Source organism: Eubacterium sp. MSJ-33 (assembly GCF_022174665.1).
GTDB lineage: Bacteria > Bacillota > Clostridia > Lachnospirales > Lachnospiraceae > Coprococcus_C.
In genome coordinates this window covers 552,518-574,875 of the sequence record NZ_CP076562.1, presented here as the reverse complement: position 1 = coordinate 574,875, position 22,358 = coordinate 552,518, and the positions used below count along the sequence as shown (strand labels likewise).

The 22,358-nt window shown below is 40.0% G+C and carries 18 protein-coding genes and 1 tRNA gene; 3 read left to right on the top strand and 16 right to left on the bottom strand.

The genetic code is table 11. The features are described 5' to 3' along the window. Positions 1-3: 3 nt before the first annotated feature. Complete coding sequence (locus KP625_RS02630) at positions 4-1,653, bottom strand: S8 family serine peptidase (protein ID WP_238299895.1); 1,650 nt, start codon at positions 1,651-1,653, stop codon at positions 4-6. Positions 1,654-1,813: 160 nt separating this feature from the next. On the opposite strand from KP625_RS02630, the gene KP625_RS02625 reads away from it, so the two are divergent. Both KP625_RS02625 and sigE read left to right on the top strand, forming a co-directional pair. Next, entirely contained in the window at positions 1,814-2,683 is an 870-nt protein-coding gene (locus tag KP625_RS02625; protein ID WP_238299118.1) for a sigma-E processing peptidase SpoIIGA, read from the top strand. A gap of 20 nt (positions 2,684-2,703) precedes the next feature. Then, positions 2,704-3,408, top strand: coding sequence for an RNA polymerase sporulation sigma factor SigE (gene sigE / locus KP625_RS02620; protein ID WP_238299894.1), 705 nt, complete (start codon positions 2,704-2,706; stop codon positions 3,406-3,408). A gap of 91 nt (positions 3,409-3,499) precedes the next feature. On the opposite strand, the gene KP625_RS02615 is transcribed toward sigE, so the two are convergent. The 10 genes from KP625_RS02615 to KP625_RS02570 form a co-directional block, all read right to left on the bottom strand. Beyond that, positions 3,500-3,583: transfer RNA gene (locus tag KP625_RS02615), tRNA-Leu, on the bottom strand. A 79-nt stretch (positions 3,584-3,662) separates the two neighbouring features. After that, complete coding sequence (locus KP625_RS02610) at positions 3,663-4,481, bottom strand: class B sortase (RefSeq protein ID WP_238299117.1); 819 nt, start codon at positions 4,479-4,481, stop codon at positions 3,663-3,665. A gap of 8 nt (positions 4,482-4,489) precedes the next feature. After that, positions 4,490-4,942 carry an NUDIX hydrolase gene (locus KP625_RS02605; protein WP_021985476.1) on the bottom strand — a complete coding sequence of 151 codons (453 nt, stop codon included), beginning with the start codon at positions 4,940-4,942 and terminating at the stop codon, positions 4,490-4,492. A gap of 82 nt (positions 4,943-5,024) precedes the next feature. Further along, the gene (locus KP625_RS02600) at positions 5,025-6,551 is read right to left on the bottom strand and encodes a peptidoglycan D,D-transpeptidase FtsI family protein (protein ID WP_238299116.1); all 1,527 of its coding nucleotides are present in this window, start codon (positions 6,549-6,551) and stop codon (positions 5,025-5,027) included. Then, on the bottom strand, positions 6,445-7,881 hold the full coding sequence (locus tag KP625_RS02595; RefSeq protein ID WP_238299115.1) for an FtsW/RodA/SpoVE family cell cycle protein: 1,437 nt from the start codon (positions 7,879-7,881) through the stop codon (positions 6,445-6,447). Before KP625_RS02595 ends, KP625_RS02600 begins: the two co-directional genes overlap by 107 nt. Further along, the gene (locus KP625_RS02590; protein ID WP_238299114.1) at positions 7,881-10,250 is read right to left on the bottom strand and encodes a peptidase U32 family protein; all 2,370 of its coding nucleotides are present in this window, start codon (positions 10,248-10,250) and stop codon (positions 7,881-7,883) included. The genes KP625_RS02595 and KP625_RS02590 overlap by 1 nt, the downstream gene beginning before the upstream one ends. Next, positions 10,243-10,647: a cell division protein ZapA gene (locus KP625_RS02585; protein ID WP_021985472.1), complete on the bottom strand. Its 405-nt coding sequence runs from the start codon at positions 10,645-10,647 to the stop codon at positions 10,243-10,245. The genes KP625_RS02590 and KP625_RS02585 overlap by 8 nt, the downstream gene beginning before the upstream one ends. A gap of 18 nt (positions 10,648-10,665) precedes the next feature. Next, the gene (gene ruvB / locus KP625_RS02580) at positions 10,666-11,664 is read right to left on the bottom strand and encodes a Holliday junction branch migration DNA helicase RuvB (protein ID WP_238299113.1); all 999 of its coding nucleotides are present in this window, start codon (positions 11,662-11,664) and stop codon (positions 10,666-10,668) included. A gap of 21 nt (positions 11,665-11,685) precedes the next feature. Further along, positions 11,686-12,282 (bottom strand): Holliday junction branch migration protein RuvA, encoded by a 597-nt coding sequence (gene ruvA, locus KP625_RS02575; protein WP_238299112.1) that lies wholly within the window; start codon positions 12,280-12,282, stop codon positions 11,686-11,688. A 77-nt stretch (positions 12,283-12,359) separates the two neighbouring features. Continuing rightward, on the bottom strand, positions 12,360-12,932 hold the full coding sequence (locus tag KP625_RS02570) for a DivIVA domain-containing protein (RefSeq protein WP_238299111.1): 573 nt from the start codon (positions 12,930-12,932) through the stop codon (positions 12,360-12,362). 147 nt (positions 12,933-13,079) lie between these two features. On the opposite strand from KP625_RS02570, the gene KP625_RS02565 reads away from it, so the two are divergent. Further along, positions 13,080-14,147: a ribonuclease H-like domain-containing protein gene (locus KP625_RS02565; protein WP_238299110.1), complete on the top strand. Its 1,068-nt coding sequence runs from the start codon at positions 13,080-13,082 to the stop codon at positions 14,145-14,147. A gap of 16 nt (positions 14,148-14,163) precedes the next feature. Here KP625_RS02565 and KP625_RS02560 read toward each other — a convergent pair whose 3' ends face one another. From KP625_RS02560 to nadC, 5 genes are all read right to left on the bottom strand, one after another. Then, the gene (locus KP625_RS02560) at positions 14,164-15,858 is read right to left on the bottom strand and encodes a molecular chaperone HscC (RefSeq protein ID WP_238299109.1); all 1,695 of its coding nucleotides are present in this window, start codon (positions 15,856-15,858) and stop codon (positions 14,164-14,166) included. Between the two features lie 9 nt (positions 15,859-15,867). After that, positions 15,868-18,990 carry a tetratricopeptide repeat protein gene (locus tag KP625_RS02555; RefSeq protein WP_238299108.1) on the bottom strand — a complete coding sequence of 1,041 codons (3,123 nt, stop codon included), beginning with the start codon at positions 18,988-18,990 and terminating at the stop codon, positions 15,868-15,870. Then, the gene (locus KP625_RS02550; protein WP_238299107.1) at positions 18,990-20,201 is read right to left on the bottom strand and encodes an NADP-dependent isocitrate dehydrogenase; all 1,212 of its coding nucleotides are present in this window, start codon (positions 20,199-20,201) and stop codon (positions 18,990-18,992) included. The genes KP625_RS02555 and KP625_RS02550 overlap by 1 nt, the downstream gene beginning before the upstream one ends. Before the next feature lie 419 nt (positions 20,202-20,620). Continuing rightward, positions 20,621-21,181, bottom strand: a complete 561-nt coding sequence (locus tag KP625_RS02545; RefSeq protein ID WP_238299106.1) for a transcription repressor NadR — start codon at positions 21,179-21,181, stop codon at positions 20,621-20,623. A 100-nt stretch (positions 21,182-21,281) separates the two neighbouring features. Further along, positions 21,282-22,154: a carboxylating nicotinate-nucleotide diphosphorylase gene (gene nadC / locus KP625_RS02540; protein WP_238299105.1), complete on the bottom strand. Its 873-nt coding sequence runs from the start codon at positions 22,152-22,154 to the stop codon at positions 21,282-21,284. Between the last annotated feature and the right edge of the window lie 204 nt (positions 22,155-22,358).

Below are 22,358 nucleotides of genomic sequence, written 5' to 3'. Positions count from 1 at the left end.
ATATTACAACGAGGTGGATTTATGTGGTATGCTGGCATTGGCACACAATCTGCCCCAACCTTCCAAAATATTGGGGATTTTTGAATCACCAGGCAACGGAATGGCACCATTTTTCAGATATGCTTTCATACGGTCACCATATAAAAAAGGATCATTTCCATCAGTAATCCCCCATTGCATAAGATTTGCAGCAGCCGCAGATACAAACGGTGCCGAAAATGATGTACCAGTCTGCAAAACATAACCACCACCGCTGCGTGCTGTCAGAATATTGACTCCCGGGGCGGCAAAATCCGGCTTTTGAATGGTGGTGCTGCCTTTACCCGAAAAGACAGCAATGCTTTGCAAAGACGGATCGTAAGCTGCCACACTGATTGCAATATCTGCTGTTGCAGGTATCGTCAATGACAAATCAGGAGTTGGTATTTCAAATTCTATGTCTGCACTCGTAGATGCTGCAACCGGAAGCCATGCATCAATTGCATAGTAATTGGATAAGAATGGACGTATTTCTATGCTCCAGTAACCGGATTGGATTGCTTCCGAAGCTGCATGAAATGAGAAAAATATCTCCTGCTTTTGATTGTAGGGACTTGGACTGCCAATCTGAATGGAGATATTGACTGAGCGAAACTGATAAGAATAAAACTGTCCCTGATTATCGGAATGCATAAAAATAGTGGTTTCACCACTCGGAGAGCGTACTTGAAACTGGTATGGATTCACCGGGTCAGACCAGAATTGTAGATTGAATACTGAAAGTCCGTCTTCAAGTGCTATACCAACGCTTTGGGCTTTTGAACCATGGATATACCGATGTCTTCCCGTGTTGCCTTCATTTCCCGTACCTGTAACGATTGTGATCTTTCCATTTGCCCGAAGGGTATTTATGTATTGTTCTATAAGAGAGTTTCCGGCATGATCTCCATAATTGTTTCCATAGCTTAAGTTTAATACGAGCGGCTGCCTGCGGTCTGCTGCATATCGGACGAGATAATCAATGGCACATAAAAATGCTGCTGTATCCGGCATTGCAGCCACAACAGCCAGCTCAGCCTCTGGGCTTAGTGCACTTATTATGCTTGCAACAGAAGTTCCATGCCCACTTATATCAAATCGCGGAATGTTTTGCCCGTTGCGGATGAAATCGTTAATTTGATTATATGTATAGACAGCTCCAAAAGCGTATGGAGCAGGTGCATTTCCTGACTGCATCTGATCCCAATAGGTGACAATACGGCTTTTTCCGTCATTTTTTCGGAATGCAGGATGATTGATATCTACACCAGAGTCGACAATGCCACAGACAATACCGTTACCGCGCAGAACCTGACCGGAAGTATCATACATGGGAAAACAGGACGCAATTCGTGTTTTGGCTGAGACAGCCTGTTCATATTCCATCCGCCTTGTCAGATCAATGTATAGAATCTGCGGAAGATAGGCAAGAACCTGAATCTGTTCTTTGGATGCAGAACCAATTGCGAACTGATTTAAAAGCGGTATCATAAGAATGTCAGTCTGTGTATGCAACTCATTATAATTGCCGCTATAACGCAATAGTATGGTATATGCACGTTCGCCAGTTTCCGTTTCCAGTGATAATTGCAGCCCTGTGCTTATTTTGTCGGAATAATTGACAAATACATCCATAATTCTCACACTTACTCTTTTTTATACTTTTTTTCTTCTTATAGCTATATATTTCTATGTCGAATAATCTTGTGATTTTACGAAATCAGAATACGAAATGCGACAGTGTTTTTTGAAACAATTCTTTATAATACTTACGAACAGTGAAAAGGAGGTGAATATGACATACATTGTTTATGCCGATGTGTTGTTTCTGTATCATGTGCTGATTAATCTAACACTCTTTTTTATGGTACAGACAATTCTTGGCCAGACCATAAGAATCTCCCGCACGTTACTTTGGACGATTCTTATGGCAGCTTTGTCAACCGGTATTTTTGTAATAACGAGATCAAATAGTTTTCTCTATTACATATTATATGGCATATGCTGCTTTTTTATGACATATTTTTTTACAAAATGTTGTAGAGCGCATGCGTCGCAGATTGTTGTTTTGCTGACAGTCATCGGATGCTGCATATGGCTTGCAGGTATGTTGGAGCTTTTTCGTGTTCAAAGCCGTCATGCACTGCATAATCCATTATTTTTTGAAGCATGTATCATATCAATTCTTCTGTGTCGCATAGTTCGGTGTTTGTATGAACGACGTGCAGCGAAAAAAAAGAATTATGTAGTAGAACTTGTATTTCCGGATAAAACAATCCGCGCAAATGCATTTCTGGATACAGGAAATCGCTTGAAAAATCCGTATACAAATAAACCGGCAATTGTAATTGATTATCACTTATTAAAACAGTATCTGCCGGAGCAAAGCTATGCGTATCTCGTACAATACCATAAAACAGGGCATTTTTCGTACACAAAGATGAACGGGAATGGCACATTAAGTTTCTATCCTCTCCCCTATCATACAATCGGAAATCGATTTTCATTTATGCCGGCAATTACGGTTCCTAAGCTCGTATATAAAAATGAGCATGCAGTCATATATGCTGTGACTGCGGGAATCAGCAGGGAATCATTTTTTGAAAATCAATATGATGTATTACTTAATGAAAAATTACAACCAATCAAGGAGGAACCAGTATGATTAGCATCGTCAGCAATAATATGATTCGCTTTAATATCAAGAGTATAGCCAATTATCTATTATTTCCAAAAAACGAAGTACATTACATCGGTGGAGCGGAGATCCTTCCGGCCCCGCTTTCAGCAGAAGAAGAAAATCTGCTATTAACACATCTCGATGATAATGTCTTAGAAGCCAGACAGACATTAATTGAACATAATCTGCGTCTGGTTGTATATATAGCGAAGAAATTCGATAACACAGGCGTTGGTGTGGAAGATTTAATATCCATAGGAACAATCGGTCTGATTAAAGCAATCAATACATTTAAATCCGATAAAAATATTAAGTTAGCTACCTATGCCAGCCGCTGTATTGAGAATGAAATTTTGATGCACCTGCGCCGGAATTTACGCGTCAAAACGGAAGTTTCCATTGATGAGCCATTGAATGTGGATTGGGATGGAAATGAATTGTTGTTATCAGATATTCTTGGCACAGAGGAAGACTCAGTCTATAAAGATATTGAAGATGAAGTGGATTTGAAACTTTTGGAACAGGCAATGGATATCTTGAGTGACCGGGAACGTACCATTATAGAACTTCGTTATGGAATTGGCCATGATGATGAAGAAATGACGCAAAAGGAAGTTGCAGATTTATTAGGGATTTCGCAGTCTTATATTTCTCGACTGGAGAAAAAAATCATCCGGCGTCTGAGAAAGGAGATGATTCGTCTAGGATAATTATCATAGCTGTGCTTTTCGCATGATGATTGTATAAAATGAAAAAAAGCGGGAATCCTTAAGTTTTAAGGAATCTCGCTTTTTCATTCAATGCCGGTGGCGGGACTTGAACCCGCACGATGTTGCCATCAACAGATTTTGAGTCTGCCTCGTCTGCCAATTCCGACACACCGGCGGAACATTTGATACTATATCATACATGAATACGCTTGTCAATAAAAAAACACATTCTATTTACGCATTTTGACTGTTATTCAGGGTTGGATTTTCTTTGCTACAACGACAAATCTTCCGTTTTCTGTATGGTACGCACAGGTTGAAAGCGTAATCAGAGAATCTCCGTAAGAAGCTTCTGTATCAATGGAATAGTTTGTAAGAGCTTTACATCCGGAGACAAATTGATTGAATTCAGATGCATCTGCAGCATTAAAAAACTGATAATATCGAAAATCTTGATCTTCTTCATTCATAATCCTTGTACGGAATGCTGCAATTACCTCATATGTTCCATTTCCGTAAATGGTATCAAACTGGATATATTTATGATTCTTATAAAAAGCTTCATCTTCGTATTTTAGAAGGTCATGAAACATTTTTCCGGTTTTCATATTATGACCATAAATCAGAATGTTATCAGACGGTCTTTGTATGCTGGAATCTGTGTCTGCAAACAATGTACCTGCGCTGCTGTATGCACCATAAAAATCCCGGTGAATATAATACTCTTCATCATCCGGCGTCTGCATGACCGGATAATCAATATTAGTATCTTCGATGGAAAGCCAGCCGATAAATGAATGATTTTCACGATACAAAGCTGCGTACTTTTTCTGGATTAGTACACCATTGATATTTACAAACTCAAGACCGGGTTCTGCATCCCCATCCGTTGCAATATACGCGGTTTCATCTGCGTCAGTTAGGTCTCCAATCTTTGCTTCGAGTTCCTGAAATTGCTCTTCGCTTTTTTTGCTTTGTAGAAAATAATATGCAAGATATCCGCCAGAGCCGATAAATACACAGATTAATACAATCAAACATAAATTATATAGGATATGCTTCTTTTTTTTCATAGATCAGATTAAAAATATTTCTTACTCCCCCATAGATTATTCTGTTTTAAGGCAGTATATTCTTCATATGCCTGATCCAGAATTTGTTTTTCATTCGGAAATTTTAATAAATGATACGCCTCGTGATATTTGTAATATCCGGAGTCCATAAAATATTCCTCTCGTTGTGGTTTACTGTAATAGCTGTCAGCCATCATCAGATACCAGTGTACATCTTTGTTTACGACATCGTAAGAGGTGTTAAATGTGTAGTTACTTTTTCCTACGTATTTGATAATCTGCGCGCTTACGCCGGTTTCCTCCTTTACTTCACGAAGAGCCGTCTCGTTATGCTGCTCACCTTCCTCGACGGTTCCTTTCGGAAGAACCCAGCCTTCGTATTTGTTCCTGTAATTCTTGTACAATAACAGGATTTTTCCTCGAAAGATTACCACACCACCACAGCTTGTTGCTTCAATCATTGCAATTCCTCCTGCTTTTTCCATTGGTGTGTACCAAAATTGAATTTATTATAGCAGATTCTATAGCATGTCGCAAGATTAACTATTTGCTGTAGTAGGCATCAAAAACCTGTCTGGCAACCCATGCACCGGTCACACCTGTGACATTAGATTGTTCGGCAATTGCACAGACAACGAGATCCGGATCATCCGGGTTGGAAAAACCTACAAACCATGAGTTACAGTTTCCTTCGTTATCAAACTCGGCAGTTCCTGTTTTGCCGGCAACCTGATACGAAAGTCCGGAGAAATAACCTGAGCCGGTACCATATTCGCAGACACCTTTCATATACTCAGTAAGTACGTTTGCCTCATCTGCACTCATAAGGGTTCCTGCCTGTTTGGAACGGAATGTCCGGATGGTTGCACCATCATCATTTTCAATTGAATCTATTGTATATGGTTTCATCAAAACACCGTCGTTAGCGATGGCTGACATGATCATTGCATTGTGCAGTGGCGTAATCTTTGTGTCTCCCTGTCCGATGACCGTCTGCGGAATCTCATCATTTGCAGAGCCTTTGTTTATCTTGAATTGGGAAGAATTATATGTTCCATCGTATGGCAGATCTTTGTTAAAAAGTAAATCTTCGGCTGTGGAACGATAAGATGCTTTGTCTAACGTTTCTCCTATTGTAGCAAAACTGACATTGCAGGAATATGCAAGGGCATCCGCCAAGGACAAATCACCATGTACATTGTTGTTGCTGCAACTGATTGTGACACCTGAAAATGTAGAGGTTCCGTCACAGTGAAAACGATAACTGTCATAGGTTGTTGGATTTTCGCGTATAAATTCCAAGAGGGATACGACCTTGAATGTAGAACCCGGTGCATATAATCCCTGTGTTGCACGGTTCAAAAGTATGGTACTCTGCGCCCCTTCTTCTGTCTGCAGATAACTCCATACATTTTCTATGTCGTTTGGATCATAATCTGGTTTGGAAACCATACATAATATCTTTCCTGTGGATGGTTCTATTGCGACAACCGCACCTTTACAGCTGCCAAGTGCGTTGTATGCTGCCGCCTGCAAATCGTAATCTACGGTAGTAACTACATTGTCACCGCGGTTTTTCTCTTCTTTGAATTCACGGTAGACGCGTTCGAATATATTTATATGGGAACGTAGCATATAAAAGTTACCGGAAAGCTCCAGCCCTGCTTTTCCGTACTCATCGTATCCGACCAGATGTGCAAACATATTGCTGTATGGATAAGAACGGCTTATATTTCCGTTTTCGTCGGTTTCGCTTGTTGCAATCACAACGCCATCACTTGTGATGATGTCTCCGCGTTCCACGGTACTCGCAAAGGAATCCTGTCTTACATTTCGCGAATTTGCAATCACCGTTTCGGATTTGAATTGCATGAAATAGATAACATAGGCAATCATACCGACAAACAAAGTAACCATCATATAAGTAATTACAATGATAGGACGGTTCTTGATCTTATTTTTCTTAATTCGTTGTTTTTCTTTCGCGATCAGCTCTTCTTCCGGTGTTAATGGCCGGCTGTTGCTGTTGTTCGCGGAGTTTTTGTCTTGCTTTTTCTTTTTCTCGCTCATATTTCACTGCCTCACTACTGCTTATTAGATAGACCCCCTGTGCAACTGCAAACAGGATCAAAGTGCTTAATACAGAACTTACACCATAACTTACAAGTGGAAGTGTAACTCCGGTTGACGGGATAAATTTGGTAACACCGCCAAGATTCAGGAAACACTGCACAATATAAATACTTGAAAATCCAAGGGCAACGTATTTATAAAATGGTTCTTTGCATTTCATTGCCACATTGGCAAATGAGATAAAAATGCTGACAATAACAAGAATCATCGCCAATCCAAAGATGACACCTAATTCTTCACAGATTGCGGAGAATATAAAATCACTCTCACTAACCGGTATGCTTCCGGCTGCGCCCTGTGTCAGACCGGAACCTGTATATCCGCCGGTTCCAATTGCGAAAAGTGACTGGGATAACTGATATCCGCCACCATCAATGTCTGCAAATGGATTCTGCCAGGCATGAACCCGGACCATGACGTGCCGGAACAGCGAATCTTTAAACAACGTGTATCCAAGCATGACAGCTCCTGCCCCAAGCGAGATTCCACCAATTAGAAATACTGGCCGGGAAGTCGCTACATAAACCATCAGTACATAGGTTATGTAAAAAATAACGGCTGCACCTAAGTCCTTTTCCAAAACTAAAACACCCATAAATGCGGCAGAGATTACTGCATTCACAAAAAGTTCTTTAAAGGTGCTTGCTTTTACCAGCATGGATGCTACAAAAAATACGAATAATATCTTAACAAACTCCATCGGTTGAAGTGAAAAACTTCCGATATGAATCCAGTTTCTGGAACCATATTTTTCGCTTCCAAGCCCCGGTATAAATACTGTAACAAGGAAAATCAGACCTGTAATCCCATAGAACACACCGAGATCCTTCATCTTCTTCCATTTCAGCATGATATATGGGATAAATGCTGTGATGATAAGACCTGCAGTTGCCATGATAAACTGTTTGACTGCAAGACTGAAGCTTAATCTCGTTAACATAATATATCCGATTAATAAAAGAAATGCTGCATTGTTTGTCAGAAGCCTTGAGGAGTCTTTGTAGATGCTGTGATACAGCACCATATATAATATGGCTACAAAGATCTGGGCAACATAAAAAATTACGATTTTCAGTTCTCCTAACCGCAGATACAAAATCAAATAACACAGGAAATGGATCATGAAAACATATCCAATCTGCTTATTCAGATTTTTTCTCTTTTTTTCTTCGTCTTTTGACGAAAGTACAGAAAAGCATTTTACAGTATATAAAACCATAAACAGCAAAACCAGATACTTTGAAATTTCACAGATAATGTTGACCATTATAATACACCTCGATATAAATGTCCGCCCGTCTTCTCTTTGAGTCTGCTGTCTTCTCCTGTCAGAATGCGAAGAATCTGTACTGTCTGGTCTTCTGTTTCGATTGTGAAACGCATCATATAACCGGCAGAATGCAAGTCAGAAAAATCGGGTTCTTTATATTTATCCAATATAGAATATGGAACTTTGTTGTAAATTACATTGTAACAATATTTGCAGTATGTTCTTGCATAAAAAGTATTCCCTCTCTCATCTGTGATGGAAAGCAGACCATCTTTCTTCGTACAATGCTGTTTTGATTTCTTCACACAATTCGCAGAAATCATAACAGGCTGGTATTCATAGAGCATCAGGCAGAGAGGCTCTTTTGCAAGCGTGGCTAATTCATCCAGCTTTAGTTCTCTTGGAGTTATAAAAGCAACCGGAGAAGAAAGCAATCCTTTTATAAATGCATGCGCCAGACGGTTGTAACAATACAGACCGGCATCACATAATATCCTGCATCCGGATGGCAGTTCCAAATCGTTTAAAATTGCCAGTTCATCAATGTTTCTAATATATATACCACGGATTTGCGTTTCTTGCAAATGTAACGCGTAATCTGAGTGAATGACATGTGGCAGTTCTATATAGATAGATATTGATGCGGGAGCCTGTTTTATGCAATCGGCATATATTGTATCAGGAACCGTGATTGCATCAACTTTCAGTTTCGTTTGTAAAAGCATTTTCTTTACAGCCAGAAACTGTGAGAAATCGGATACACTGATAATATGATCTGTTATATGTTCTGTAGTTGGAATATTTGGATTTTTTTCGACATTTCGTGTGTCATAAATTGCATCCCATGCGAGTTTCCCGGATGCCTCCCGGCGCTGAGCGGTTAAAATATTATCTTCCAGTTTTTCTAACACATCCCTGCGCATATTTTTTAGTACGCTGTTTGGTAAAAATACATTTCTATCAATATCGCAAACAAAATCATTTAGTATATATTCCGTATTTCCAAGCTGGGAAAACGGCTTTTTGATCATATCGTATGACGCATTTTGCTTTTGACTTTGCTCTACAATCTGGCTTGTAAGCGTAGCTTCATAATTGGTTCCCGATAATTCTCTTTGGACTGTTACAGATATTGGCATGCCAATGTGAGCGTTCAAAGTAAAAGTAATCGGTATTTTAGCAAATTTATCGATATAATCTTCCTGTACATGGTTTAGAATATGCGGGCATTTTGTTCGATATAGGATCTGTGTTTTTTTCAGCTGCCTGGTTTTAGGGCAGTTTAATGTCAGGGATTGTCCTGCTTTTCCGACTTTTGATGAAGTAATCTCAACAAAATCATCGTCAATAGTTGCCAATTCTAATACATCCTGTGGATATACATCTTCCTGCAAACGCATGGTAACTGTTCCTTTACCGATCTGTTCCAGTGTTCCGATTGCAACGCCCTGATTGTTTGGCCGTGCAAATGAAATCATCTCCGGCCCATTGTGACGGAAGAAATATCCATCAGAAAAACCACCACGGTTATAAATATTTGCCAGTTCAAAGGCAAGCGATTCTGCTTTCTTTTTGTTAAAATGTCCTTTTTGATAGTCGTCTACCATTGTACGGTATGCATGAACGGTTGATGCCACATAGTAGGCATTTTTCATACGACCTTCAATTTTTAAAGAATCGATACCGGCTTCTATGAGTTCCGGAATATAGAAAAGTGCACACATATCCTTCATAGACAGCAAATAGCTGTTATCGTAACATTTTCTGCATGGCTGAGCGCAACGTCCGCGATTTCCGCTTCTGCCACCGGCAAGAGAACTCATCAGACATTGTCCGCTATAAGAATAGCACATGGCTCCGTGAACGAAGGTTTCCACTTCGATATCTACGTGTTCTTTGATATCACGAATTTCCGCAAGAGACATCTCCCGGGCTGTGACAACTCTGGATGCCCCCTGCTCTTTCATAAGCTTTGCACCATAACGGGATGTAATATTCATCTGTGTGCTGCAATGGATGTCAATATCCGGAAACTGCGCTCTTACATAGGAGAAGACACCAAGATCCTGAATAATCAGTGCATCTCCGCCTGATTCATAGAATGGTTTGATATAATCATATAATTCAGATAGTTCATTTTGCTTTAATAATGTATTTACTGTCAGATAAACTTTTACACCATGCAGATGTGCATAGGAAACCGCTTTTACGATTGTTTCCTGATCAAAGTTTTCTGCATATGCTCGTGCACCAAAACAATTGCCGCCAATATAGCAGGCATCTGCACCTGCATGTATAGCGGCAATTAAAATGTCATAGGACCCGCAAGGTGCGAGCACTTCAATTTTTTTATGATTGTTATTCATTTCGGTTTTTCTCTGCCTCTAACTGAATAATCTTTCGCTGCAATGCGTTAATCTGTTCCTTATATTCTTCAATCATGCGGGCGGAACTCTCTAATTTAATCTGGGATTCAATCACTTCATGGCGAAGATCATATAACTGTTGTTCTTTGTTGCTATCCTCTGTCACCATGGAATCTGCTTGATTTTTCGCCTTGAAATAATCATCCGCAATATTCAATGCAAGCAAAATACCCTGATATTCTGTATTCATGCGACGATATTGGTCAGAAGTTTTACATTCTGCAATCTTACCGTTTATATAGGTTGCGACATTCTGAAGATAATCCTCACCTTCGTATCCGCTTAATGTATATACCTTCCCGTTGATGACAACCGGGATATCCACTTTGTTTGCCATAATACAAATTCTCCTTTGCTATTCTATCAGATTTTCCAATCCAAAATGTCGGTAACAATGTTCCGTAACAATTCTACCACGTGGTGTCCGATTTATAAAGCCATTTTTTATTAAATATGGTTCATACACTTCTTCCAGTGTGCCGGAATCTTCTCCGATGGCCGCCGCTAAAGTATCTAAGCCGACCGGACCACCACCGAATTTATGAATCATGGTTTCCAGAATATTCCGGTCTGTATTATCTAATCCCATGGAATCAACCTCCAGACGATCCAATGCTGTTTTCGCAACATCATAATCAATGAAGCCATTCCCTTCTACCTGGGCAAAATCTCGCACACGCTTTAAGAGCCTGTTTGCAAGACGCGGTGTACCACGTGAACGTTTGGCAACTTCCAAAGCACCTTCGTCATCGATTTTTACATCGAGAACCGAAGCTGAACGGATGATGATCTGCATTAATTCTGTCACATTGTAAAATTCCAACCGGTTTACTACGCCGAACCGATCTCGCAACGGGGCCGTCAACATGCCAGCTCGTGTTGTTGCACCGACTAATGTGAATTTGGGAAGATCTAATCGGATTGAACGGGCACCAGCACCTTTGCCAATGACAATATCAATTGCAAAATCTTCCATTGCCGGATATAAAACTTCTTCTACCTGTTTATTCAATCGATGGATTTCGTCGATAAACAGCACATCATTTTCAGATAAGTTATTTAAGATTGCAGCCAGGTCTCCGGGTTTATCAATTGCCGGACCGGAGGTAATCTTCAAATTCACCCCCATCTCTGTTGCGACAATGGATGCCAGTGTTGTTTTTCCAAGTCCCGGTGGTCCATACAGAAGTACATGATCTAATGGCTCGCCACGTTTTTTTGCCGCTTCGATAAATACACGAAGATTTTTTTTTGCTTTTTCCTGTCCGATATATTCAGACAGATGGCTGGGACGTAATCCTTGTTCTATTTTATCATCTTCCGGAATAATATCCGCCTGAATGATTCGTTCCATATATTGTTCTCCTGCTCATTCTTAGATAATATTCTTTAAAGCAGCTTTTAATAGTTGCTCTACAGTCATACCTTCACTGTTTGGTACTTTTTTGATAGCCCGAAGTGCTTCTACATTGGAATATCCAAGACTGCTTAAAGCCATGGCTGCTTCAGATATAAGATCTTCCGGTACGGATGTATCTGTGGTATTTTCTTCATAACTATCCAAAACATCTTCCAGATGGAATTTGTCACGAAGCTCAATAATTAATCGCTGGGCAGTTTTCGGACCGATACCATTTGCTTTTGCAATTGCTTTGTAATCATCTGATAATACCGCCATTCGTAGTTCATCTACAGACAGGCAGGACAGAATGGAAAGTGCACTTTTCGGTCCAACTCCACTGACATTGATTAACATTCGAAAAACCGAACGTTCTTCTTTTGTCAGAAATCCAAACAGACTCATATCATCTTCACGGACGTTCAGATGTGTGTAGATTATTGCCTGTTGATTCTTTGTCAATCTGGTAGTTGCCTGTGAAGAGGTAAATACTAAAAAGCCAACACCACCTGTTTCTACAATGATTTCATCACTTCCGATATCTGTGATAGTACCTTTAATATATGCAAGCATCTTGTTCTCCTAACAATGAAAGGAGTTGTCGCAACAATACGACAACTCCCTGTCTTTCCCTACACCGATTGTCTGGCTTATAAGAATTCAAATCCTTCGTCTTCTTCCTCACCATCTCCGATCATCATGCGATCCGGCTTTCTTGCGTCTTCAATCTCACCTACGAAGATTTCATCGTCATCATCGTTTGTTGCAGCAGTATGTACATCCTCTTCTGCCTTTTTAAAGAACTTAGATGATGCTGATTCCTTTGCAGGTTCCGGCTCTGCTTTTGGAGTTTCTGCCTTTGGCTTGGCAACACCCTCTAATTTATCACTCTGTGCTTTTGCTTTTGCAATAATATCAGCAGCGGTTGCTTCTGCGTTCTTGATAATCTGCTCTGCACGTTTCTTGGCTTCTACGCTGTCTCCTGCATCGGTTGATACATTCTCTGCCTGCTGAAGCTTGTTCTCAAGATCAAATAACTTGAGTCTGGTCTCTTCCATTGCTTTTGTGAGTTTATCAAATTTTTCTTTTGTTTCCTCATAATCTTTGGAAAGGTCGCTGTACGCTCTGAATACAGTGTCTTTGAAGCTGTCAACATCTGAGGCTTTGTAACCAAATAAGCCTTTTTTAAAGCTTGTTGATCTAATATCGTCTGGTCGTAACATTCTATTTCCTCCGTACATCATACTTTAGATAAAATTATATCATATTGCCTAAAAAAAACAAGCATTTTCTTTACTTCTATGGTATTTATGCTATAATTTAAAACAAATCAGGCAGGTTATAATGGATAAAACGGAAAGGTATTTTTCATGGAGAAAATAATAAATAATGCACATAAAAGCAAATTTCAGAAATTAGAAAATTATTATCCGTCGGAAGATCTGCTTGTGTTTGATATTGAAACTACGGGATTTACAGCAGAACATACGGTTTTGTACATGATTGGATGCGCCTATTATGAAAACCATCAATGGAAAATATGCCAGTGGTTTAATCAGGATGAGCAATCTGAAAAAAATATACTCGAGCAATTCTTTTCTTTTATGTGTAATTATAAGTATTTGATTACCTATAACGGAGATGGCTTTGACATTCCCTATCTTTCTAAAAAAGCGGCTTATTATAAGCTTGGAAATCCTTTCGCAGACAAAGAAAGCATTGATATCTATAAGCAGATTCGTTTTTTAAAGGAATATTTGCATATGGAAAATATGAAACAGAAAAGCGTAGAACGTTTTCTGGGGATTCACCGGCTGGATAAATATTCCGGTGGGGATTTAATCAAGGTATATCAGGATTATGTTAAACTTCCGGTCAAGACCAATAAGCAGCTTTTATTGCAGCATAATTATGAAGATCTGGAAGGCCTGCTGGATGCATCCAGTATGCTTGCTTATTGCAGATTGAAAGCAGGATGCCTGCTTGTGCGCAAGATGTCAGTTCGTCAGAACCGATTGCTTTTTTCGTTGGAGCTGGAATACCCGCTTCCACGCAGGATTACACTTGGGATTAATGACATCATGATTACCGGTTTTCAAAAAGAAGCTACAATCAATGCTCCGATTTACACAGAAGAACTGAAATTTTTCTTTGATAATTATAAAGAATATTATTATCTGCCTGCTGAAGATATGGCTGTACATAAAAGTGTTGCAAGCTATGTGGATAAAGACTATCGTGAACCGGCAAAAAAAGAAAACTGTTATCTTCGAAAGCGTGGATATTTTATCTCGCAGATTGATGAAGGTATTTTGTCCGGATACAAACGCACCTACGCAGAAAATGAATCCTTTATTGAATTAACGGATTCATTTCTGCAGGATCTTGATTTGCTGCATGCATATGCAAGGCATATAATAAGGCTGGCGCTTTCTTGAAGCGCCAGCCTTTTTCTTAGAATAAATCATCTTCCATATTGTCAAGGAATTCTTTGAAGGATTCTCTTGCACTGCTGATCTCGGATGGATTCTGTTTATTTAATATATCTTCAAACATATTAATCTCATGTTCCAAAAGCTTTCGCCTGTCTCCGATTGACTCTTCATACATACGGTCTGCACGTAGAAGTAACAGCTTGTTTGCCTCCTGTTCACGTGGATGAATCTTTAAAGAAGAAAGTTCTGCAAATCTTGCGTCAATCTCTTCATCTGTCAAATCGGTTTCCTCATTCTTAATCACCAGCCTTTTTTCTATATTAGTAGAAATGACTTTGACGATAACCTCCAATATAGAATTCACATCATAGGTGTATGTGACGTCAACTGATTCCTGTCCGGCTGGTCCGGGAGGAACCATTACTTCAATACTTCCTAGATAGACATTGTTTGCAGCAAGCCGGCTTTCTCCCTGTAAAATATCGACTTTGATATGTGTCTGGCGGTCACTGACGGTATAGAGTCGTTCAGTATGGCTGACCGGAATAACGGAATTACGCTCAATCAAAGGTAGATAATGCCCTGCTTCAATAACACCGCCAGCTCTTCTGGATACAACTTCTGTACCCAATGTAAATGGACAGACATCTGTCAGAATGATTTCTTTTACGGCTTCATTCCGTTCCTTCATAGCAGCCTGTGTTGCTGCACCTACTGCAACTACTTCGTCCGGATTGATGCTTGTATTCGGCAGACGTCCAAATAAACGGCTGACAAAACGACGTACGATGGAAAGCTTTGTAGAACCACCAACCAATATAACTTCTTCGATATCTTTTAATTTGATATTTGCATCCTTTAAGCTGCGTTCAATAGGCTTTCGGATACGTCCGAGCAATACCTGACAGGATTTCTCGTATTCATCCAGATCGATTTCGCTTTCAACAACTTCTCCGTTAATATTACATTTCATCGTTGATGTTTTTGCATCTGCAAATCCAAGCTTGCAAAGCTCTGCCTGCTTGTGAATGTGTGCGCGGGTTTTCTGATTAAGTGTATCCTCGTCAATCTCATGTTCACGCAAGAACATCTGTTCCAATACAACCGTGAAATCTTCACCACCGAGAAAATTATCTCCTGCAACCGCGCGAACCTCCATAATATTCTGATATAATTCCAGAATAGACACATCAAAGGTACCACCGCCCAAATCAAAAACAAGGAATTTGGTATCTGCATTCTTTTTGTCCAATCCATATGCAATGGCCGCTGCTGTTGGTTCACTTACAATCCGCTCTACAATAAAACCAGCCAGTTCTCCGGCTTTTTTTGTTGCTTTTCTCTGGGCATCATTAAAATATGCCGGTACGCTGATAACTGCTTCTGCAATCTCACATTTGAGATAACTTTCTGCATCTTCCTTTAATGATTTCAATACAAGACTGGAAAGTTCCTCCGCAGAGAATTTACGGGTTCCAAGGGTAAATACTTTAGAACTACCCATATTCCGTTTGAATACATCTGCTGTCTGATCCGGATACAGCAATTTTCGCTCTTTTGCTGTCTTGCCAACATAGACAACCCCTTCCTCATCCACACTGACTACGGACGGTGTAAGATTCTCCCCCAGACGGTTTGGGATGACCTTCGCGTGATCACCATCAAAATATGCAATTAAACTGTTAGTAGTTCCTAAATCAATTCCAACTATCATATATTCATCCTATTTCTTAATTTTATCATCTATTCGTTTTAAACATGCTTCATAAAAAGCGTTCTGTCCGCATATATTGATTGCTTCTTCGTACATACTTCGTGCCATTGCATAATTACGTTGTTTCTCGTACAAGACAGCTTGTTCGTAAATCACTCGATGACAGACACTGTAAAAGCAGCCTTTGCAACGCGGAACTTTCAATGCCTGACGTAAAAGGGTGAATGCGGTTGCATAATCTTTGGTCAGTCGGGAAATCCGGGACGATTTAATATATGCAAACGGTGTATTCATACGATCTTTGGCAATTGTTGCAAGTGGAAGATATTTCTTAATACTTCGAAGAGGTTTTAATTTTAGCATGCATTCTAACCACTCACTATAATAATTGGCTTCTTTTCGAGTGTCAAGTTCTATTGCTTTCTCATAAAGATTTTTTGCGTCTTCATATAGGCCGTTTTTACGGAAAACATCACCCATAACACCATAAGTAAGGATGTCTTTTTCATCTTTGCTAATTATATATTCAAAGGTCTCATGAGCTAAATCAATATATTCCTCATCTCCATAGATTTCAATCAGTTTACGTGCGCATGCCGGATCATCAATAAACGGCTGAAGCATGGAGATTGCCGTTTTCACATCTCCTATACGAACTAACAATACCGCATAGTCATATGCAATATCCGCGTTCCATTCAAAACGTTCGCGATATGTTTCATAGAGCTTTCTGCTTTCTGTAAACCAGTTCATACATTGGTATACACGTGCTAAAAACTGCATGCAGTCCTGTAGTAATTTGACATTATCCGGAGCAAGTGTATAAACCTTCTGATATGCATCCGCAGCCGCTTTAAAACTGTTCCTTGCCTCATGAATTCTTCCAATCTGCATATATGCAAATGCATTTTCAGGTTCCAGTTTGAGAAGCGTAAGGTAATCACTCATCGCATGATTGTAATCCTGCAAAATGAAATAGGCAGTTCCGCGGTCGCTGTATGCCTGTGCAATGGGGGATTTTTTTATCTGAACATCCAGATATGTGATGGATTTGTTCAACTCCCCAAGCTTCAGGTACATAGATCCTATATAGTAATTTACAAGAGACGTTCTGTCGTTTAACTCTCTGGTTTTTATAAATTGCTGTAAAGCCTCTTTGTACATACCGGTTTGTTTATAACAGATGCCGAGTAGCATTGTGACATCTTCAAAATGATCCATATCGGTCAGTTTCAAATTGGATTGCGCAACAATCTTTGCCAATGTTTGAACTGCCTGCTGCACATTCCCTTTACCAAAATAAAGCCTTGCGCGGCAGTAATCAATCCAGTCGCTTCCGTTTTTCATAGCATCAAACCGTTTGATTGTTGCCTGTGCATCTTCATATTGACGTGCATCCAGAAAAATTTCCGCTTCTATAGCATATGGCTGTGCAAGATACGGATATAGATGTATGGCACGTTCACAGGAATTATAAGTATCCTGTATATAATTCAATTCTCTGCATGCTTTTGCCTTGAACAGATATCCAACATAATCCTGTGGTTCTTTATCAATCAAAAATTCACAGGCTTTAAGACAGTATGCATATTTCCCCTGAAGATAGGATAACTCACAAAGGGCTTCATAAGACAGAATGATTTCTTCATGTTCTGTGGATAGTGCTTTCTTCAGATATTGCTCTGCCTGTGTATAGTCCTTCAACTTCATATAGCAGTCAGAAAGCAGAAAATTTACATACGGATATCGTTTCCGCTTCTTTTGTGCGTTTTCCGATTCATCATTTTCCGGAATGGATTCGATTAGATTTTCCCATGTGTGAAAACATTCTCTTGCATTTTTATAATCCGCATTTCCAAGGTAACATCGACCAAGCACGTTATAATATTCAAATTTTGTTTCCTGGTCCGGAGTTACTGTTTTCAAAAAGTCAATTGCTTCTTGAAACTGATAGCTTTGGTAATAACTCCAACCGATTTCCATCTTCGCTTTCAAATCATCCGGATATTCTTTCAAGCGCTTCCGGTTTTGTTCAATCATCTTCTGATTGGCACGTACCATACCAATACGTACATTGTCATCATAATGATTTTCCTTAAGCAGATCCATAAACAAGTCTCTGGATTCTTTATACAGTCCGGTACGAAAAGCAATCTCCGCCTGTTTGACGCGCACAAAATAATTATCCGTATCCAACGACTTTGCTCTGTCGTAAAACTCTTTTGCCTGGACATATTCCTGCCGGGTGATAGCAATATCTCCGCAAAATAACAAAATCGTAATATCCTCAGGGGCTGCTTCTGTCAATTTGATAGCATCCACGAAGATTGATTGTAGTTCATCCGCGTTAGTTTCAGCATAAAGATTGTCGAGATCGGAATGTTCTTTTTCTTCCTCTGACATAGCTTCAATCTTGTCAGCAAACGCATCATGACAGAATTGTAACCGGATGCGAAGCGCACAGAGTGTAAGATACTGATTCTTAAAAGAATAGGCATCACGAATATATATATACTTTTTTTCTGCTTCTTCTTTGTTATGCGCCCGAATCAGCCGGTCGAGTTCAATATAATCACGGATATAATCATCAATTTGCTGTGGAGTCTCGTCCCCTTGCAGATTGAATAATTCATAGTTGATAATATCATCATACTTCGCATTATTTAAGATATAATCGAGAAAATTCTCGGGAATACGTTCTGCAAGTTCCCTTTTATTTTCTGCAATATCAAACCGATCTACAATCACCTTCCATACTTTCTGTGGCAGGAATACATGCTCCAGTAAAAAATGCATAAGATCATCCAATGCATCTTCGCAAGTATCAAGCGCCACATAGAAATCAGTATCAAAAAGTGCCTGCCAGCAGTCTGGATTGATTCGTTGTTCAAAATGATTGTATATATCGGACAATGCATCCTGTTCTTCTGTAGACGTTTTTTTTGATTTTTCCGATGGTATTTCTTCCGATTGGTCAGCAAGGCGCACAGCCTCTTCGTACGCTTTCCGAAGTTCCATAAACCCTTCCGGATTATCTTCCGGATTGACAGAAGAAAGACGCATTCGATAGGCTTTCTTCAATGCGTCTTTATCCTTTGTCTGTTCAATTTTCAGAACATCCCATATATTCATTAAGATAACATTCCCTCAAGTGTTTCTCGGATTGCTTTGATAAAGTTCTCGCTGTTTAATACAGTGACATCTTTCATCGTTGTAATAAGTGCAAGATCCTTAGTCATCTTGCCATCTTCAATCGTCTTGATTGTAGCCTGCTCGAGCTTATCTGCAAATCCCATCAGCTCCGGGATATGGTCAAGCTCGCCACGTTTTCTCAAAGCACCTGTCCAAGCGAAAATCGTTGCAACAGAGTTTGTTGATGTTTCCTCACCTTTTAAGTGCTTGTAGTAATGTCTCTGAACGGTTCCGTGTGCTGCTTCGTACTCATATTTTCCATCCGGAGAAACAAGTACAGATGTCATCATGGCAAGAGAACCGAATGCAGACGAAATCATATCACTCATAACATCGCCATCGTAGTTCTTACAAGCCCAGATAAATCCACCCTCAGACTTCATAACACGGGCAACCGCATCATCAATCAGTGTATAGAAATACTCGATGCCTGCAGCGTCAAACTTCTCTTTGTATTCTTTATCGAAGATCTCCTGGAAGATATCTTTAAATGTATGGTCGTATTTCTTGGAAATCGTATCCTTTGTAGCAAACCACAGTGTCTGCTTTGTATCAAGTGCATAGTTAAAGCAGCTTCTTGCAAAGCTCTCGATGGACTTGTCGATATTATGCTGTCCCTGAATCACACCCGGGCCATCAAACTTATGAATTGTTTCCTTGATTACCTGTCCGTCCTCACCTGTAAATACAAGCTCGGCTGTACCGGCACCCGGCACATCGATTTCCACACTCTTATACACATCGCCGTATGCATGTCTTGCGATTGTGATAGGTTTCTTCCAGTTCTTTACGCAAGGCTCAATTCCCTTGACAACGATTGGGGCACGGAATACGGTTCCGTCTAAGATCGCACGAATCGTTCCGTTTGGACTCTTCCACATTTCTTTCAGGTTGTACTCTGTCATACGGGCAGCGTTCGGTGTGATTGTAGCACACTTGACTGCGACACCATACTTCTGTGTTGCGTATGCAGAATCAAAAGTAACCTTATCGTTTGTCTCGTTTCTGTACTCAAGGCCAAGGTCGTAATACTCGGACTTCAAGTCGATAAATGGGTAGATCAGTTCGTCCTTGATAATCTTCCAAAGGATTCGTGTCATCTCGTCTCCGTCCATCTCTACCAGTGGAGTCTTCATCTGAATTTTTGCCATTGTAATTATCCTCCTGAGTTTAATTGCTTGATTCGCGAATTGTATCCTATACGTTATCTAAGTATTGTCTGTAATTATATAATTGCTTGCAGACGCGCTCTCGCTCACTTCCACACGCAGTGGTACTAAATTCGCAAGATATAATAATTCATTGTTGAAAATATAGAACTTGCTCATTAAGTACCAGCGTGTTCCAATGGTCTGCAAACAAATTAATAATTACAGACAACACAATATACAATTTGAATGGATACAATTCGCTATTTACGTTATCTTATAAGTTATACACGATTGCTATTGTAACATATTGGCAGTTATTTGAAAATATCACTTTTTATAATAATCGTTGGATTGATTATTTATTTGTGTACGAAAATACAAATATCTGTGTTAATTACCTCAAAAATTTGACCTTAGGGTTATTGCTTGAAGGTGGTTTCATAATCGAGGAAGTCGACAAGGAAGTGTTTTTCCTTCAGGGCTTCTTCAATTTCGTCAAGAATATCTTCGCTTTCGGCTTCGATTGTGTGAAAATGGTAGCCGGAAGTTGTGTTTGATAAAAGGGAAGATTTGCTTGCTTTCAGGTCTTCAATAAATTTGCGGATGTCACGGCGGCTTTTGATGTTCAGCGGTGCCGTGACCTTGCCGTAGGTGCGGTGATTGACCATAACATCTAAAACGACTCCACCGAAATCGACAATCGTGCTTAATTCTTCTTCTGCCTGATCATCCGTGTGGCAGACCTTCACAATCCGCCGGCAATTCTGATTGTCCGCATCTTTCTCATACATATATCCACGTGGTGTCGATACGATTGAATGCCCCTTTGAGCGCAGCAATGCAATATCCTGCACGACAACCTGACGGCTAACATGGTAGATATCCCCGATTTTTCCACCCGACAACGGTTCATCAGAACGCAGTAACAATGCAAGCAGCTTCTCTCTGCGCTCATCACCGGATATAATTGTCTGCTCCATCTGCTTTTCCTCCTTGATTGATATTCATTCGTGCATACATAATTAAAAACAGCTGATAAGTATACATAATTAAATTATTGTAACCCGGCATACAAAATGATTAGTCAACCGAATGCAGATGCTTCAGACTGATATCTAAAATAGGTGCTGAGTGTGTCAGTGCACCACTGGATACGTAGTCTACACCAAGCTTTGTGATTGTCTCAATATTTTCTTTTGTAATATTTCCGGAACACTCCGTTTTGGCACGTCCGTCGATGATCTTAATTGCTTCCGCCATCAGATCCGGGGACATATTATCTAACATAATAATATCGGCACCAGCTTCCACTGCTTCTCTTACCATATCCAGATTCTCAGTTTCTACTTCAATCTTGCAGACAAACGATGCATAATCTCTTGCCATCTGAATTGCCTTTGCCACACCGCCTGCAGCATCAATGTGATTATCCTTCAGCATAACGGCATCAGACAGATTGTATCTGTGATTATTTCCACCGCCGGCACGAACCGCATATTTCTCGAAGATACGCATGCAAGGTGTTGTCTTTCTTGTGTCAAGCAGTTTGGTATTTGTCCCTTTTAAAAGTGCTGCAACATTGTTCGTATAGGTTGCAATACCACTCATGCGCTGCAGGTAATTCAGTGCCGTACGCTCACCGGATAGCAGCACACGGATATCTCCGACAACCGTTGCAAGCACCTGACCGTTTGTCACGGTATCGCCATCCTTGATCTGTTTTCCATCCTTCTTAGCAAAGATCACTTCCGTATTCGGATCCAACATCGTAAATACACGCTTAAATACCTGCAATCCGGCGATGATTCCGTCCTGTTTCGCAAGCAATGTAACTTCGCCCTTCTTATACTCCGGCATCACGGCATTTGTGCTGATATCTTCACTGTTGATATCCTCCTCCAAAGCCATCTTAATATACTTATCTGCAACTAACTGCATTGTAATCTCATTCATGTGTCTAATCTCCTTTTTTATTAAATGTACACGATCATTGTACATGATTTTTTGTATTGGTAGTACATATATTTTATTTTGAATTGTTCCATATACGATGTATTGAAACTAAGAAATTCTAAGATGTTCTGATATAAATTATGAACCCGTACGCAACCGCCGCCAATTCGCCATCCATGGCTCAGTGGCGGCTTGATTGAACAT